This is a genomic window from Spirosoma radiotolerans (assembly GCF_000974425.1).
GTDB classification, from domain to species: domain Bacteria; phylum Bacteroidota; class Bacteroidia; order Cytophagales; family Spirosomataceae; genus Spirosoma; species Spirosoma radiotolerans.
This window is the reverse complement of the sequence record NZ_CP010429.1, coordinates 6,532,835-6,550,376: the sequence shown is the minus strand read 5'-3', so window position 1 is coordinate 6,550,376 and position 17,542 is coordinate 6,532,835. Positions and strand designations below refer to the sequence as shown.

At 48.9% G+C, this 17,542-nt stretch carries 15 protein-coding genes; 7 read left to right on the top strand and 8 right to left on the bottom strand.

Features of this window, described 5'->3' with window-relative positions:
• Positions 1–51: 51 nt before the first annotated feature.
• Both SD10_RS26705 and SD10_RS26700 read right to left on the bottom strand, forming a co-directional pair.
• Positions 52–492, bottom strand: coding sequence for a hypothetical protein (locus SD10_RS26705; RefSeq protein ID WP_046578289.1), 441 nt, complete (start codon positions 490–492; stop codon positions 52–54).
• A 51-nt stretch (positions 493–543) separates the two neighbouring features.
• Positions 544–978, bottom strand: a complete 435-nt coding sequence (locus tag SD10_RS26700) for a hypothetical protein (protein WP_046578287.1) — start codon at positions 976–978, stop codon at positions 544–546.
• 160 nt (positions 979–1,138) lie between these two features.
• Between SD10_RS26700 and SD10_RS26695 the strand changes: the two genes are divergently transcribed.
• The 3 genes from SD10_RS26695 to SD10_RS26685 all read left to right on the top strand — a co-directional run bounded on the left by SD10_RS26695 (position 1,139) and on the right by SD10_RS26685 (position 3,466).
• Positions 1,139–1,726: an RNA polymerase sigma factor gene (locus SD10_RS26695; protein ID WP_046578285.1), complete on the top strand. Its 588-nt coding sequence runs from the start codon at positions 1,139–1,141 to the stop codon at positions 1,724–1,726.
• Between the two features lie 77 nt (positions 1,727–1,803).
• Entirely contained in the window at positions 1,804–2,427 is a 624-nt protein-coding gene (locus tag SD10_RS26690) for a RasGAP domain-containing protein (RefSeq protein ID WP_046578283.1), read from the top strand.
• On the top strand, positions 2,411–3,466 hold the full coding sequence (locus SD10_RS26685) for a DUF4097 family beta strand repeat-containing protein (RefSeq protein ID WP_179945480.1): 1,056 nt from the start codon (positions 2,411–2,413) through the stop codon (positions 3,464–3,466). The genes SD10_RS26690 and SD10_RS26685 overlap by 17 nt, the downstream gene beginning before the upstream one ends.
• A gap of 84 nt (positions 3,467–3,550) precedes the next feature.
• Here SD10_RS26685 and SD10_RS26680 read toward each other — a convergent pair whose 3' ends face one another.
• A complete protein-coding gene (locus tag SD10_RS26680) occupies positions 3,551–4,060 on the bottom strand; it encodes a cupin domain-containing protein (protein ID WP_046578279.1) in 510 nt (169 codons plus the stop codon).
• Between the two features lie 94 nt (positions 4,061–4,154).
• Positions 4,155–4,919 (bottom strand): triose-phosphate isomerase, encoded by a 765-nt coding sequence (tpiA, locus tag SD10_RS26675; RefSeq protein WP_046578278.1) that lies wholly within the window; start codon positions 4,917–4,919, stop codon positions 4,155–4,157.
• A 236-nt stretch (positions 4,920–5,155) separates the two neighbouring features.
• Here tpiA and SD10_RS26670 point away from each other — a divergent pair, with 236 nt between their 5' ends.
• The gene (locus SD10_RS26670; protein WP_046578276.1) at positions 5,156–6,442 is read left to right on the top strand and encodes an aspartyl protease family protein; all 1,287 of its coding nucleotides are present in this window, start codon (positions 5,156–5,158) and stop codon (positions 6,440–6,442) included.
• Between the two features lie 6 nt (positions 6,443–6,448).
• Here the strand turns inward: SD10_RS26670 and SD10_RS26665 are convergent, their stop codons facing one another.
• Positions 6,449–7,483, bottom strand: coding sequence for a sensor histidine kinase (locus tag SD10_RS26665; RefSeq protein ID WP_046578274.1), 1,035 nt, complete (start codon positions 7,481–7,483; stop codon positions 6,449–6,451).
• Positions 7,484–7,577: 94 nt separating this feature from the next.
• On the bottom strand, positions 7,578–8,285 hold the full coding sequence (locus SD10_RS26660) for a response regulator transcription factor (protein WP_046578271.1): 708 nt from the start codon (positions 8,283–8,285) through the stop codon (positions 7,578–7,580).
• Positions 8,286–8,583: 298 nt separating this feature from the next.
• On the opposite strand from SD10_RS26660, the gene SD10_RS26655 reads away from it, so the two are divergent.
• Complete coding sequence (locus SD10_RS26655; protein WP_046578269.1) at positions 8,584–9,735, top strand: AI-2E family transporter; 1,152 nt, start codon at positions 8,584–8,586, stop codon at positions 9,733–9,735.
• A gap of 103 nt (positions 9,736–9,838) precedes the next feature.
• Here SD10_RS26655 and SD10_RS26650 read toward each other — a convergent pair whose 3' ends face one another.
• Positions 9,839–10,468, bottom strand: a complete 630-nt coding sequence (locus SD10_RS26650) for an LON peptidase substrate-binding domain-containing protein (protein ID WP_046578267.1) — start codon at positions 10,466–10,468, stop codon at positions 9,839–9,841.
• Positions 10,469–10,518: 50 nt separating this feature from the next.
• Entirely contained in the window at positions 10,519–11,319 is an 801-nt protein-coding gene (locus SD10_RS26645) for a cysteine hydrolase family protein (protein ID WP_046580200.1), read from the bottom strand.
• Positions 11,320–11,487: 168 nt separating this feature from the next.
• On the opposite strand from SD10_RS26645, the gene prmA reads away from it, so the two are divergent.
• Both prmA and SD10_RS26635 read left to right on the top strand, forming a co-directional pair.
• Entirely contained in the window at positions 11,488–12,345 is an 858-nt protein-coding gene (prmA, locus tag SD10_RS26640) for a 50S ribosomal protein L11 methyltransferase (RefSeq protein WP_046578265.1), read from the top strand.
• Between the two features lie 49 nt (positions 12,346–12,394).
• Positions 12,395–17,491 carry a hypothetical protein gene (locus tag SD10_RS26635; RefSeq protein ID WP_046580197.1) on the top strand — a complete coding sequence of 1,699 codons (5,097 nt, stop codon included), beginning with the start codon at positions 12,395–12,397 and terminating at the stop codon, positions 17,489–17,491.
• Positions 17,492–17,542 lie beyond the last annotated feature (51 nt).

The following is a 17,542-nucleotide window of genomic DNA, read 5'->3' as shown; positions in this document are numbered from 1 at the left end:
AGTAAAAGTAAGAAAAAATTTTGTCGAGACAGCCAGGAAGACGACCAATACTCACACCATCGGCCCCAGATCAACGCCCATCAGATCTGATACTGACGAAGCCGTGGCTGCTCCACCATCGCCTTTGCGGTAACGGAACCACTCGCGGCTCTTGTAGTTGTAAACAAAGCCTTCGAGAATGCCGTAGTCGTCGTCCTCAATTAACCGAATGACTTTTTTCAAGTCATTATTGATACCTCGATTGGTGCAAACTTCAATAATGACCCGAGTCTGCTCCATCTCCTCATCAAAAAGGATTACATCAGGTACGGGAAAACCAGGGCCCTCGTCCAATGGCGTTTCTGGTAGCGGAATGAATTTTATTGTCTTTTTATGATAATACAATACACCCAGTTCGACAGTCAGTTTGCTAATGATGCGCTGATGGCCAAATGGCGAATTGGCACCATCGTCATGCACCAGAAACGGGGAGTTGTAGTTTTGTTCGTACATGAGCCGTGAGCGACGTTTTCCTGAAAAATACCTTGCCTTAAAGAAACTCATTTAGATGGATCGGATCCCCATCAATTCGGATACCGATGAGGTTGTGGCTACTCCACCATCGCCTTTGCGGTAGCGGAACCACTCGCGGCTCTTGTAGTTGTAAACAAAACCTTCAAGGATGCCGTAATCGTCGTCCTCAATAAGGTGAATAACTTTTTTTAGGTCGCGCTGGGTGGTTCGTGGTTGGGCGACTTCTATAATGATGCGGGTCAACTGAACCGTATTATCAAATAATAAAACGTCGGGAACCTGATGCCCCGGCCCTTCGCCCAGCGGTGTTTCCGGCGAAGGCTCAAGGGTAATGAGTTTTTCCCGATAAAATAAAACGCCTAGACCGACGGTCAGCTTACTGATTACCCGCTGGTGTTCGAGGGGCAAATTCGTGCCATCATCTTCCTGAACCAGAAACGGCGAATTGTATCGTTGTTCGTACATAGGCATCAGACGGATTTATCTCCCTAAGTTACAGAAAAACAGCGTGTAAGCAGAGCGTCGGCAAAAACGTTTAAAATTTCTTAATTATTGTGCAACGTTCTTTATTTTCCCGTCTCTTTCTCTCGTTAACAGACTAAACAACGCTGAGACGCTGAACCTGTTGGAACCAAATCAAAATCGCAACGGCGCACCGGTCGGGCCGCCATATCCAGACCGCCATGCCGACCTCGTCAAACGCTGCCAACAGGGTGAGCGACGAGCGCAGTATGACTTGTATCAGCAGTACGTTAAGGCAATGTATAATGTTTGTCTGCGAATTGTAAACCACGAGGCCGAAGCTGAAGATGTGTTGCAGGAGGCTTTCATGGATGCCTTCAGTCACATTAACTCATTTCGGGGCCAAAGTACGTTTGGCGCGTGGTTGAAACAGATTGTTGTCCATCGGGCCATTAACCATCTTCGTAGTAGACGGTTGGAACTGGTAGATATTGAAGCGCATCGGCTGGGCGAAGATGACGGCCTCGACTATGCTGATACGGAGCCCTACGATGAAGAAACTACCCAACTGGAGGTTGAGCGGGTTAAACGGGCCATGCAGCAACTGCCGGAGGGCTATCGGGTAGTGTTATCGTTATACTTGTTTGAAGGCTATGACCATGAAGAAATCGGTAACGTTCTGAACATAAGTGAGACCACATCGCGAACACAATATTTGCGCGGTAAAAAACGATTGCTGGAATTGTTATAAGTCCAGTGTGGACAACAGTAAAAAAGAGTACAACTAACAAATACGAACGACGAATCAACAGATTCGACACCATAAAAATGAAAAAAGATAATCTTGAACGCTTCGTCCGCGATAACCGCGAAGCCTTTGACGACAAGGAGCCACCCAATAACTTGTGGCAACGGATAGAAAGTGGGCTGGATAAGCAACAACCCAGTCGGGAATCGCCGTTTCTTCAGATTCATAAAAACCCGGACCAAACCCGAGCATCTGAGGGAAAAGGGTCGCGGGTGAGCGGTCGGCAGATTGGCTGGCCCACACTCGATTGGCGTGTAGCGGCATCCATTGCCGTATTACTCCTGGCCGGCGCTTTCATATACATGAATCAGCAGTATGGCGTTACGCACCAGCCCGATGTAGTAGCTGCCAGCCCTACGTATGCTAAAGAAGTTGTGCAATATACCCGTATGATTGATGATAAACGGGCTGAACTGAAACAGATGACCGAAGATAATCCGGCGCTCTATCAGGAGTTTGCGACCGATCTTATTCGGCTCGAAAAGTCATATAAATCGTTAAAAGCCGATTTGCCTCAAAACCCGAATCAGGAAATGCTTATTCAGGCCATGATACAGAATTTGCAACTCCAGATTAACCTGCTCAATGAACAGTTGCGCGTTATTCAGCGCATTAAACAACAAACTCATGAAAATCCTGTGTAGTCTATTGTTGTGCTTGCTACCAATGCTTACCTGGGCCGAGGAACAAGTAGGGTTTAGCACAATTGAAAAAAAGAAAACCATTATCAAGCTGTTCGACGTGAGCAGCAATGATAACTTATTGATTGATAACCAATTCGGCCAGGTATCGGTTGGATTATGGGACAAGAGTGAAATTCGCGTTCAGATTACAATCGTTGCCAATTCCGATTCCGACGAACGCGTTCAGAAATTCATAGACGCCGTTACAATTGAAGAAAAACGTACGGGCAATCAAATCATGGTTCGTACAAACTTTAGCCAGAGCAGCGTTTCGAACTGGAGTTTTGGCAAGTGGAAAGACGGCGGAGAACGCAACTTTGTCAAGATCAACTATGAAGTGATGATGCCCCGGCAGAATGCGCTAAGTGTGCGAAACAAGTTTGGCAATACGAACATCCCGGCGTTTCAGGCTCCTTTAACGGTCTATAGCCGCTACGGTAACTTCAGTGCTGATGAGCTTACCAGCCGTCAGAACGATATTGACGTGGCCTATGGAAAAGCCGATATTGGTAACTTTGGTCAGGGTAAGGTGGATATGGCGTATGGCGATCTCGAGCTCTCACGAGCCAACGTACTGGTACTGACTAATAAATTCGGTAAGATGAGTATTGGTGATGTAGGAAAGCTGGATGCCGACATCAATTATTCGGGTGCCAAAATTGGTACGTTGCGCGAATCAGGTAAAATCAAGATTGAGTTTTCGAGCGGCTTCCGAATCGATCAATTACCCAAAACGGCCGAGAATCTAAACATCCAGGCTGCCTATTCGTCTGTTGGCTTACCTCTGGATAGTGATAACGACTGCGACTTCGATGTGACGGTAAGTTACGGCAACTTCAATTACGGATCAGGTTCGGCCATGCACTTTACTTCGCAGCCCAGCGATAATGATAGTCACCGTGGTCCACGGCTCACCAAGCAATACATTGGCAAAGTAGGAAGTGGCTCGGGCACCAAGGTACGGGTTGTCTCAAAATTTGGAAACGTAAGTTTTAGGTAAGGTCTGAACCTGGATGTATGAGATTATTCTGATTGATTCGCTTTCGTAGAATACTGGCTGGCAAAATCAGATCAATCAAAAGAATCACATGTATCCAGGTTTAGCTAACTTCTCAATTACCTGCCTGTGTTGTGGGAATTCATGAAATAAGTCTTCCTGACTGGCCATCTCAAAGTCGGTAAAGTCGAAGCCGGGAGCTACCGTGCAGCCTACCAAAGAGAAGTCGGTGCCCGGCGCAGGCTTTGAGCCAAACCAGCAACCCGCTGGCACAACAGCCTGATATACCTCACCCTGTTCTGGCTTGTTACCTAAGCAAATAACGCTTAATTCACCAGTTGGGGTGATAACAAAAATGTCAAGCGTTCCTCCAGCGTAGAAGTGCCAGATTTCGTCGGAGGCAATGCGGTGAAGAGCCGAAACGTGGTGGCTTTCAAGGAGGAAATAAATAGCGGTGCCAAACGAACGCGCGCCACTGAACCGGCCGGGCAACGCGGCTTTCGGAATTAACTCGGCAGAACGATACGTTTCAACAAAGTAACCGCCCTCAGGATGGGGCTGCATGGAAAACTTATCGACGTAATAAGCAGCTGTCATGATTAGTTTTGGATAATAGAATGCCTGAATAATTAAATAGGTACATACTCCAGCTATTCAATCATTCAGGCATTCTATCATCCAACATTAAAGTTTATTGCGCAGCTTTCACTACAGTCAGAAAATCACGGGATTTGAGGGAGGCTCCGCCAATGAGGCCGCCATCCACATCGGGGCGAGCGAAAAGCTCTTCAGCATTTTGTGCGTTGGCGCTGCCTCCATACAAAATCGTTGTATCCTGCGCTACCGTGTCACCATATTGGCTGGCAATATGCTGACGTAATTCAAAGTGCATGTCCTGGGCCTGTGCTGACGAGGCCGTCAAGCCAGTGCCAATAGCCCAGATTGGTTCGTAGGCAATAACGATATTGGCAAACGACTCCGCCGAAAGATGAAAGAGACTTTCGGTAATCTGGTCTTTTACAAAGCCGATGAAATCGCCGTTCTCGCGCAGATCGCGGGATTCTCCGCAGCAGAAAATAGGCTTCAGGCCATTCTCAAGAGCTACGTTTACTTTCTCCGCCAGTTGTGCATTCGTTTCGTTAAAATATTGCCGCCGTTCGCTATGACCCAGAATAACGTATTCAACGCCAATGGATTGGAGCATAGGCGCCGAAATTTCGCCGGTGTAGGCACCCGATGCTTTCTCATGGCAGTTTTGGGCACCCAGCGCAACCTTGCCACCTGCTGTTACGTATTGCCGGGCAGTAGCCAGGTATAAAGCTGGAGGACATAGTACGACTTCCACATCGCCCGTAACCTCATCTTTCACCATATTGATTACTTCCGATAGCAGCGCTTTCGCTTCTTCGGATGTCTTGTTCATTTTCCAGTTGCCAGCAACGATTTTCTTACGCATAGATGATTAATAATGAGGTCAAAATCAGATTCTTAAACCCACTAGCAGCATTGCTTCATGGGTATTTTTAGGCGAAATTAGGGCTTTTCAGTCGAACACCTTCCCCCGAAGACACTAAATTTTGATTACCTATTAATAAGTATAAACCGCTATCTGAAGAAAGCCTAAACTAACTTTATGGTTATTGTGTTATTTGGATAAAAAAATGAGTAATTTTAATGTAACAAATCTACTGTATGAAAACGCTGGCATTGATAATCGGGCTATTAGGCATGTGCGCCGTTGCCTGGGGAGATGATCAGGAGCGCAGAGCCGCCAAAGCGAAGGATCGTACACCGGATAAGGAGCGTTATGGATTTTTCATTGCCGACAATCGCTCCTGGACGCGAATTCCGTTTCAACTCCATTCGAACCTCATTATCGTTCCAGTTAGTGTCAACGGATCGGATACGCTCCGATTCATCCTGGATACGGGCGTTAGCAATACCATTATCACTGATCCTGGCGCTTTTCGTAAAAAGCCGCTCACACTGACACGCAAAGTCAAAATCAGTGGAGCCGGAGAGGGAGGGAGCCTAACAGCCTCTATTGCTATTGATAACGTATTGATGATGGGTGGCCTACGGGCAGCACACCATAACCTGGTAATTCTGGATGAAGATATTCTAAGGTTATCGGAGTACGTAGGGACGCCTGTCCACGGCATTTTTGGCTACGAGATCTTCGCCAACTTCGTCGTAAACGTGGATTTCCAACGGCGCGAAATAACCTTGATGAAGCCGGAGAAGTATAGCTACAAGAAGCGTAAAGGTGACCGGTATCCAATCACTATTCAGGATACAAAAGCCTACACAGATGCGCTGTCTGTATTTGACGGGGAAAAGAATCTGCCGCTACGGGTTGTGCTGGATACAGGCGCCGGACATGCGCTGTTGCTTGATCGCTCGCGGAGTACGGCCTCTATGCCCATGCCTGTAAAAAGTATTCGGGCACAATTGGGGCGGGGCCTCAACGGCGTCATTAATGGCGTCATGGGACGAATTCAGAAAGTCCGGTTTGGTCGCTACGAACTGGATAATATTCTGGCATCGTTTCCCGATAGCCTCGGATTTGGTATGAAGCTGGTCGATATGCCCGAGCGACAGGGAAACGTGGGCTGTGAGTTACTCCGCCGTTTCAACGTCACCTTCAACTACCCAGATCGTTATATCGTCATGAAGCCCATCAAGCGGCTTTTGAAAGAGTCCTTCGAGCATGACATGAGCGGCATGGAGCTACGTGCCAAAGGCGAACGGTTCCGTAATTATTACGTAGATAAAGTTGTGGCGGGGTCTCCTGCTGATCTGGCCGGTTTAGTGGAAGGTGATGAAGTATTATTTGTCAATAACAGCTCCGCCAATGAGTTGACCGTTAGTGACATCTATAAAATACTTCAAAAGGGAGAAGGCAAAGAGGTGTCTATTCTGGTTCGGCGCAACGGCCAGATTATCGTGACCAGCTTTGTACTAAAGCGACTGATCTAAGTTCGGTTAGTCCATCCGTTCCAGCTTAAACCGGAATGTGGTGCCGCGATCTACTTTGCTCATCACGGAAATCTTGGCTTTATGGGCGTTTAGAATATGTTTGACGATTGCCAGGCCCAGGCCCGTGCCGCCCCGATCTTTAGAGCGGCTCTTTTCAACCCGGTAGAAGCGTTCGAAGATACGGCTCAGGTGTTCAGGCGGAATACCGGGCCCGTCGTCGCGGATGGATACAAGTATAGACTTTTTGTCGTCTTCGAAATTCACCTGAACCCGGCCGTTTTCATTGCCGTATTTTACTGCGTTTTCGATCAGGTTTGTCATTACCTGCGTAATTCGCTGTGCGTCGGCTTTTACCCATACGGGTCCAGCGTGAAAGCTTTTTAACTGAAGCGACGTCTGTTTAGCATGCGCAAACTTCTCTAACTGCTCAAAAATATCCTGCGTAATGTGCGTCAGGTCGACCCGTTCGAAGTTCATGCGCACTTCCCCCGTTTCCAGTTGGGAAAGGGCGACCAGGTCTTTGACCAGCGCATCGAGACCATCGAGGCTTCTGGCGGCTTTGGCCAGAAACTTGTCCCGCACTTTTTCATCGTCTACGGCCCCGTCGATCAGGGTATGAATAAAACCCTGAGCGGCAAAGATCGGCGTCTTTAATTCGTGCGATACATCGGCCAGAAACTCCCGCCGGAAGAGTTCCAGCCGCTTTAATTCGTCAATTTCCTTTTGCTTCCGGGCCACATACACAAAAATTTCATCGTTGAGTTTCTTGAACGGATTTGTATTCTTGATGATCGACTTCCGGGAGATGTTAAAGTCGCGAATTTTTAATTTATGAATGGTCTTGTACATCTTGTTGACTTCCCGAAATACAAGGAGTTCAATGGCGTAGAAGACCAGAAAAAAAGAAATAATAAACGACGAAATACCTACCACAAAGAGCATGGTGCTGGTAACGCCCTCCACAAACGTCAGAAACGCCAGGGTCAGTGCCGAAATCAGGCAGGCCAGCAACAGTGCAATCAGGCGGGGACTTAGGGACATGAGGTAAAGATAAAAAGGTGAAAGAGCGAAAGAGTGAAAGAGCGAAAAACATACCGGTGTAATTCGCTCTTTCACTCTTTCATTCTTTCACTCTTTATTCAGGTTGGTCGGTAAACATATACCCAACGCCCTTCAGGGTACGAATGTGGGTATCACCGATTTTTTCGCGAAGCTTACGGATATGAACGTCTACCGTGCGTTCGAGCACGTAAATATCGGCACCCCATATTTTTTGTAGCAACTCCTCCCGGCTACAAACTTTATTGGGATGTTGGGCCAGAAAAAACAGGAGTTCAAATTCCTTCTTTGGCAAAATCACCGATTTGTCATTCTGACTAACGGAATAATTTTTGCGGTTGATCAGCAGATCGGCAATGGCAATCTGTTCGCCGGGGTCGGCTTTCTGCGCTTCGCGCCGGAACAGCGCGTTAATGCGGCTCATCAGGGCACGGGGCTTAATGGGCTTGGTAATGTAGTCGTCGGCACCCACATCGAAAGCAGCTACTTCGGAATATTCCTCCGAACGGGCTGTTAAATAAAGGATGAACGTCTGACGCAATTCGGGTATATTGCGCAACTGGCGTCCGGCTTCAATGCCGTCCATATGGGGCATCATAATATCGAGTAGAACCAACTCGGGCATATATGTCTTGGCGATTTCAACGGCTTTGCGGCCGTCGGTTGCGGTACGGACGTCATAGCCCTCCTTGTCTAGATTATATTCGAGCATCTCCACAATATCGGCGTCGTCGTCAACGACTAAAACGCGGTGTAGAGGTTGAGCAGCCTTAGCAGCACTCATACAGAACTGGTTTGGTAAGAATGGTTCACCTTGTTGAAAGGTTACCGAATGATCGGTAGCCCGAAGTTACGTGGCTTATCCGCAACGTTACGAATCAGGAATGCATACTTAACAAAAACTTAACACCTTCGGGCGGTATGTTTCTGTGGGTTTCGAATTGAAAACGAGATTATTAATTCCTAGCAGAGAACCAACTTTATGTTGAACAAATACGAAATTTGTAGGTTGGTTACATCAGTCCACAAATCAAAATTAACGAAAATAACGGCTAAAATTTGCGCTTGTCTCTACTTATATCATGAATATTCGCTCGCGGGAAATTGAACTCCCTTCCTACGCAAAATTAGTCTGCGTACTCTTGTCACTTGTCGTTATTGTTTACGGTCTGCACATACTGCAAGGATTATTAATTCCTTTAGTTTTTTCAATTCTGTTTGCCGTCTTATTATTTCCGCTGGCAAATCGGCTCGAAAAATGGCGTGTGCCCAGAGTATTAGCTATCATTTTGTGTCTGCTACTGACGTTGGGTGTGTTAACCGCTTTGTTTTGGGGGATTTCCATACAGATCAGTAACTTTTCTGAGGTTATCCCAAAGTTTGTTACAAAAGGTACTGCTTACATAAACAGCTTGCGAACCTTTGCGGATGAGAAACTGAACATTGATCGGCAGCGGCAGGTATCGGAAATTCAAAAGTACCTGAATCAGGCTCTGGCTGAGGGAGGAACCATCCTGACAACAACGTTACTGGCGACTACCAGCATTATTACGAACCTCTTTCTGATCTTGCTATTTGCCTTCTTTTTCCTGCTTTACCGTGATTTCTTTCGCTCTTTTTTCTACAAAGTATTTGAAGATGCGCGTCGGTCGAAGATTGACGATGTCATGAGCCGGATTTATGAGGTGGTAAAAGATTACCTGGCCGGTCTTGTACTGGTCATCCTTATTATTGGTACGCTGATGACGGTCGGGCTGCTCATTCTTGGCGTCGACTACGCTGTGTTTTTTGGTTTCTTCGGAGCCTGCTTGGTGCTTATTCCCTACTTTGGTATCTCAATGGGTTCGTTGCTCCCGGCGGCCTACACCCTTGTAACGCAGGATAATCCCATCAAGGCATTGGGCGTCATTGGGGTTTTTCTGTTTGTGCAGACCTTGGAGGGAAATTTCATCACTCCTTATATCGTCGGTTCGAAAGTCAGTATTAATCCGCTGGCGGCCATCATCGTCCTGATCTTATGGGAAAACGTTTGGGGGCTTCCGGGTCTTGTGCTGGCCTTACCCATGACGGCCATCCTGAAGGTTATATTCGACTCGGTTGAGGCACTTAAACCGTATGGATTCCTGATTGGCGAAGCCGAGAAGCCACGCCCGCCCATCAAGAACTTTCATGAATTTACGGAACAACTGCCCAGGCGAGCTAAGAAGGTAGGGAAAGTGGAGGAGAAAAATTAAAGAGCGAAATCGGACCGCCGATGCGGAATGAATAAGTGAAAGAGCGTCCTATTTAACCTCTCTTTCACTTATTCATTCCGCATCGGCGGTCCGATTTCGCTCTTTAAAAATTAAGCGGGTCAAGATTCTTAAAATGGCCATTCATTCGAATGCGTTGCTTGGTGCGTTCCATATCCGATACCACCGGCAACACATTATTGAGGTGTTGGATCAGGAAAAGCTGGCGTTCGGCTTCGGTTTCGAGGGTCAACAGTTCATATTCCTGCTCGATGGATAGGCCAACTTTGTGGGCTACACGGTAAGAGAGGTTCTCCATTGAGGGACCGTAATCCGTTTCAATTTGCAATAATTCATAAAGCCGCTCAAGTCGCTCGATCAGGGCCGAAGAATGTGCACTAAAGCTGTCGCCTGGTTCGATTAATTCCACTTCGCCACCCGCATAGAGCTTTCCAGAAAGGGGGTTTTCGAAGTTCACCAACCGAAAAACACCCAATCCTTTCGATTTAATGTCCATCCGGCCATCAGGATATCGTTTGTGCAGTGTTGTCACGTGCATCTCAGTGCCATAACCGGGCAGTTTATTATTCAGAAAGGCGGGGATGCCAAAGGTCTTTTCTTCCTCCAGACACTCGTCGATGAGTTGGCGGTAGCGTGGTTCGAAAATATGCAGGTTTAAATCCTCGCCCGGATAAACGATCAGATTAAGCGGGAACAGCGAAAGCGTCTTTTCCATAGAGCCGAAAAGATACAGGTTTTTACTAAAAATAATCTCCTTAACGGCGTCTAAAGCGATGAGTGATCCGAAAAAATGCTGACTGACTCAACAAAACGCACTTGTCTGGTTCGTGCTTCGGCATAAATTGGATCGGCAAGGTGGCCTAATCCGGTTACATCCGACATGCAGTCGGTCACGACAACGAGCTTCGCTACTAGTTCGGGAGCCACATCCAGAAGTTGCTTAAGGCTATTGGCTACACAGTGTGATTTAGCTTCACCCATAAGGTAAACGGTATCGAAGCGGGCTAAATCAGCAATGAGATCCGTGTTGAGTTGCGTTTCCGGAATGGCCGGGTCCGGTACCTGTGCCCGAAAAATACCGAAATGTTCGGTCAGCGGATATAATCCTTTTTGTACGGCCACATAATCGAGATCCCGCTGACTGGACCAGTCCTTAAGGGCATCGAGTAACGTATCGTGCAGGGCTGCGCCACGGGAGCCGATCAAACAATGTTCGGGCCAGATAAAATGCATAAACTGGCCATCGGCTTCAAGGGCATGTACGTATTTGCGGGCTTTTTCTGCCGAAAAACGGGGTGTCCAGCGGTCAGCATCCACATCGGCGGCCGTAATCTGGGTAAATGGGCTCGGGTGCTTCCCGTCGGCATCATGCCAGAACAGGGGATGAGCAATATCCAGCACATGATGTGTATCGAGCGTAACCACGATATGGTCAATCTGATGGGCGTGTTTCCGAATCAGGCCTGCCATGCGCTCAACATCCTGCTCAGCCCCCGGCACAAACAAGGCACCATCTGGATGACAGAAATCGAACTGAGTGTCGATGATCAAAAAAGCATTCGTCATAAATTCCGCGGCTCGGTTTACCCAAAAATAAGGGTGGGTAAGTTGTTGGGTCCAAAATTGCAAATCAACGGGTGAAAGTAAACGGGAAATGTTCAGAAAATAAGCCAAACCTCGGTCGCTTTCTCATTCGATTAGCCAGCGCTTGGGCCTTTTTCGTTACTTTGATGTATGAACTATAGTGAACTTCAATTGCGCCTGTCGCCCGATTACACCGACATCCTTACTGCCGAGTTGGCAGAGCTTGGTTATGAGTCATTTGTGGAAACCGATGAAGGGTTAAACGCTTATATTATCGAGGCTGCTTTTAATGAGCAGGCCGTGCAGGAATTGATTGGTAAATACGCTGCGCAGACAGCAATAGCCTATGAAGTCAATTCGTTAGAAAAACGGAACTGGAATGCCGAATGGGAGCGTAGTTATGAACCAATTGAAGTAGGCGTTGGGCCGGAGTCATCTGTGCGGGTACGGGCGTCTTTTCATACATCGGAAAGTACCGGCGGCTCGGGTCCATTCCGGTACGATATCGTCATAGATCCGAAGATGTCGTTTGGAACGGGCCACCACGAAACCACTGCTATGATGCTTGAACAGCAGCTCGGCCTTGATTTCGAGGGTAAAGCGGTACTCGATGTGGGCAGTGGGACGGGTATTCTGGCGATTCTGGCGGCAAAAATGGGGGCACGCGACGTGCTGGCGTTCGATATTGAAGAATGGGCCGTTGAAAACGCCCGCGAAAATGCCGAACTGAACGATTGTCCGCAAGTGAAGGTGTTTATGGGCACTATTGCTAATGTTGATCCGGCCAGCCAGTACGAAATTATCTTAGCCAACATTAACCGAAACGTGTTGCTGGCCGAAATTCCCACCTACACCCATTTATTAACCGAAAACGGGCATCTGGTTGTCAGCGGTTTCTATGAACAGGATGCCGCTGATATTGAACAAAAGGCCGTTGAGGCTGGCTTGGTCATGACCAAACGGCTAATAACAAATCAATGGACATCTTTATCATTTTACAAACGTTGACAGAAACACGGAGTAAACGAATGTATTTCCTGTCAGCTATCGGATGAATATGAATCGCATACAGTACAGCCTGATCGTAACGCTTCTTACCCTAACCACTGCTCTGGGGCAGGCGGTTCGGCTTTCCGACAAGCCCGATCAATTTATGGCCGAAGTGCAAAAGCTGATGGCAACGGGTGGACCAGCGGCCGTTCGGGCCGGGACAGACCTTCAATCGCTCTGGTCGGAGAGTAAGCTATCGGCACCCCAGCAGGAGCGTGTGATGGCACTCAGCCGGAAAATGAACCAGAAGCGGCTTCCGGCGGCTAGCCATTTTGTGCCCTTTTATGAGGCACTTTACCAGGCTGCCAATGCGCCACAAGCGGGACCGGCTACCGTCGATGGTATTTTAACGATAGCCGAAAAGCTTTTTGATGCCAATGATCCTAAGGTGTTTGCTCGTAGTCTGGAAACGGCCCGACGGTTCATGGAACGGCGTGAACTGTATGCTAGTACCTACAATAAACTTTATGCCCTGGGCGGCACTTATCAGTTTCGGTATGTAGACGGGGTGCAACCTGTGCAACCGGGAGCCGCTCAAACGCCCGCCGATTCAATCGCTGCGGTTAAAGCATCCGTTGAACGCTCACGGTTTGATGGCTGGGATACACCCGCTTCGACCGATTCGACGCAGCCCCGCCAGCTTGGACCTCAATACATTCCACAGCGTCGGTCAATGCCAGCCGTTGCGGGCGTGGTTCTTAGCCTGAAAGACGTTTCGCTAGCCATCAAAGCCAATGGTGACTCGGCCATTTTGGCCAATACCAGCGGTGATCTGATGCTTAAAGAGGGGATGCTCGTCGGGCAGGGTGGTAAGTTTACCTGGGAAACGGCGGGTCGACCCGATATTTTCGTGACGTTGAGCGACTATGCTATGCCCGTGATGACCCCGCGTCTCCAGGCCGACGATGTAACGCTGACGTATGGTACGAGCAAGCCCGTAAAAGGCGTTTTTGAATACGTCAGTAAGAAAAAAGGGGGTCCTGTGACGTATCCGCGCTTCATGTCGTGGCAAAACGACGTGAAGCTACCTGATTTGGGTCCCGATCTGGAGTACCGGGGTGGATTGGCGTTGTCGGGTACGCAGATGGTGGGTGCATCGGCCAGTGGGCAGCCCGCTCAGATCATTGTGAAATACAACGGTAAACCGGCTTTTAAGGCCAGCAGTCGTCGATTTGAGTTCGGCCTGAGTGACACAACTCGGAATGTCACCACCAGCTCGGGGGCGGTTCGTCCTGATTCAACTCAGGCCGGGTTGGCTCAGTCGGGCTTTAACACGGTACCTGAACCTACTAAAACGGCTGGGGCCAGTGCGCGATCTATGATTTCGGCAACGTCAGCTGCGTTTGTGGGCTATGTCGATGCGGATTCAATCTCGCATCCATCGGTGATGTTCCGGTACGACAAAAACCAGCGCATTGCCTGGCTCGACCGCGAACAACGGACGGATTATGCCCGGGTGCCCTATGCCGATTCGTATCACAAGTTTTACATCATGCCCGAAGTGGTACGCTGGGATTTGCCCCGTCGGAAAGTCGATTTCTATCAGGTGGGTGCTAAGCGTGAAGTGCCCGTTCGTTTCGAATCATACGACTACTTTCAGCCCCAGCGTTACGCCGATCTGACCGTTGACTATGGTTTCCACCCGCTGCAAATTGTGGCGAACTACATCTCGACCAAAAAACAGCAGACCTTCCTGGACGACGACATTGTCCAGTTCGCGAAAAATGTCAATGCGAAATCGTTGCGGGGCGCTCTTAATCGCATGGTGTTAGAAGGGTATATTGACCGTGACCCGAACACGTCTTTGATGCGACTAAGCCGGAAAGGGTATCTATATGTGTTGGCGTATACCCAGAAACGCGATTACGATAACTTCCAGGTGCAGTCGCTGTTTGCCTCAAACGACAGCATCAAAAACGCGACCATCAACCTCGATGATAAATTGCTGACGATTCGGGGCGTTGAGCGGTTTGTTTTGTCTGATTCATTAAAAATCGTCGGTTTCCCGTCCGACAAAACCCTGCGGGTGGGCAAAGGCCGGGCCTTTACACTGAATGGTCAGCTGAAAGCGGGTAATCTCCGTTATGCCGGTCGTGATCTCAAATTCGATTATGACAAGTTTGGCATGACCATGAACAAAATCGACTCCATTACCTTCTCGTCGCAGAAACTGGCGGCCCAGGGGAAAGAAGGCGAAATTGGGGGCGATATTAAATACGAGAATCCCGGAACGGTTTATTTGGGAAGCGCCGACAATAAATCGGGCCGGATTGCGGGTAAGAAAACCACCCAGCGCCTGGTGATGCCCGAAGGGATGACGGTTTATTTCAACCAGCCTGTTCGGGGGAATGTGCTTTACAATCAGAAAGTCTACTTCAAGATTCCGGCCATCGACAACGATAGTCTTGGCAAAGGCGACATCTCGTTTATGGGCACGTTTTATTCCGATGGCATTTTCCCGCCCTTCAAAGCCGAGCTCAAAACGATGCCCGATAACACGCTTGGGTTTGTACACAAAGCACCAGCCACGGGCTATCCGGTGTATAGTGGCAAGAAAGGAGCTTCACCATCGACGGTCAAATTCACCGGTGAGTTGACCATGGACAAGAGCGGACTTCGGGCGGAAGGCGTGCTAAATCACCTGACCGCTAGCCTGAATACCAAGGGAATTCTATTCATGACCGATTCGCTGCTGGCTTCGGGAGAGAAAGGCGAAATTAAAGAAGGGGTGATCGGGAAGGGTTATTTTCCGCAGGTTCAGCTCAATAATTACAGCCTGAAATGGTGGCCCAAAGCGGACAGCATGGTCATTACAACCCAGAAGAATAACTTCAATTTTTATAACGCCACCACCAACCTCGAAGGTGGACTGGCCCTCCGCTCGTCGGGCTTGTTTGGCAACGGAACCCTGCGCCGGAAAGATTCCGAAGCGATTTCGGGCAGCATCAAGTTCAACAAGGAAGGCTTTGTCGCCATAAATGCCCAGTTCAAAATCATCGCGGATAAGGAAACGCCGGGAACGCCCATTGGCAAACCCATTTTGCTGGGCAATGGCATCGACGTCGATTTTAACCAGACAAAAGGAATTGTCGGGTTGGTTATCAATAAAAAGGAAAGCCTTGACGATACGGTCAGCGCGAGCATGGAGTTTCCCTTCGCAGCCTACAAAACCAGCATTAACCGGGCAGTATGGAACATAAATGCGAAGACGATTGCCATGAAAGGCGACGTGAAAACATCAACCTTCACCGCTACAGCCGACGAGCAGGAAAAACTGACCTTCAATGGATCGGCGGCCTTATACGATGTGGAAAAACGGATGCTTAACATTAGCGGTGTGCCCTATGTTACCTCTGCCGATGCCCGCATTTATCCCGAAAAAGGCCAGTTAACGATCCGCCGAAATGGCGAGATGCTGCCCCTGAAAAACGCCCGGCTGGAACTGGATACGATTAGTCTGTTTCACCGCCTGAAAAACGGGAATATTCAGATTCTATCCCGCACGCGTTTTGCCGGTGATGCAACGTATCAGTTCGCGACGGCTAAAGGCGACACAGCCAGTATTAAGATGGGCAGTTTCGAGTTGAAAGAAGCCCCCGCTGTGGCACCCGCAACCCTGACTGCCGATACCAAGAAAGCGCCTAAAGGCCGACGGAGTAATGCGAAGCCATCAGCAACAACGACGTACTTTACCGTTGCCCGCGCTGAAGTCGATGAGGACGATAACCTGCAACTCGCCCCAAAAATGCTCTTTAAAGGAGCCATCACCATGCAGGCGCCTGCGCCCGACCTGGCGATGGATGGTTTTATAAAGCCGGCCTTGAAAAAACGGCAGGACCTGGTTGGCGGCTGGATTCCATTTAAGGAGAAGGTTGAGGAGCGGCTGGAAGTAAAAGTAGATAAGAACTTAAAGAACGAAGGCGGACAACCGTTAGTCGCTGGTATCCACTTCCGACTGGGTGGCGCGGGTCTTTACCCAACGTTCTTATCGCCGAAAGAAGATTCGAAAGACGACGATCTGTTTACGGCAACGGGTATTATGCGCTACGACGAGAAGGATAAAGTATACCGAATCGCGTCGAAAGGCAGCGACCTCGCTGCCGGAGAACCCGTGGCCGCAGCTGCCAGTGCGCCGGATAGCGTTAAGACGAGCCCGATGAAAACGGATAACACGAAGGCCGACAGTACAAAAACCGACATTGCCGTTGCGGTTGTTGACGAAGAGGTTGAAAATGCATTTACGTTCAACGATGCCCGTGGCCTGATGACGTTTAAGGGCAAGTTGAATTTGTTGAATGCCGCTCCGCACGAGTACCTGCTGGCATCTGGATCGGCGCGGGTGAACATCGATAGCAGCCAATATCGGTTTAATACGTTACTGGCATTTGCGTTTCCTGCACCTGATCCAATCACCAGCCTTATTTCGGATAAGATCGTCAAAGCAAATCTGGAAGAGAAAAATGATGAAGCCGCCGATGATGACCTGAACCGGTTGTCGGATAAACTGCTTCCGCTGATTGGGCAACAGGCCGTGGATGCCTACCGGGTCAAGGCGCAGAACCAGCACGCACCGCTCAATCAGGCATCCCCCAAACTCAACGCGATGCTGGTACTGGCAAACGCTAACCTGCGCTGGTCTACGAAATACAATGCGTTCTACAGCACGGGTCGGTTGGGCGTATCGAACATGATGGCGACAGATATAAACGCCCAGATGGATGGCTTCATCGAAATTCGGAAAGGTGCCAACGGCGACGAAGCAAGCATTTACCTGGAAGCGTCGCCAGATGTGTGGGTATTCTACGATTATAAACCGGGCAGCACGCCAACGGCGCTTGGGCAATTAGCCATCGTGACGTCGGAACAGGAGATTAACGACCGATTACTGGCCGGTTCCAAGAATTCGTCGAAGGCTACGCTTGAGGTCGTTGCGGCCACGGCGGATGAGAAAGCTCTCTTTGTGGATCGGTATCTGGATCAGTACAAGACGAAAGCGAAGGCGGCTCCCAAGCCTAAGCCACAACCGGGTCAAAAAGTGGTGAAGGAGGAGAAAAAGAAAGACGAAAAGAAAAAAGACAAAGAAGCGGAGAAAGAAGGATTTTAATTTCTGTTTATTTGCTCTAGCAAACTGATGGCTAGCGATATGGATATTTTA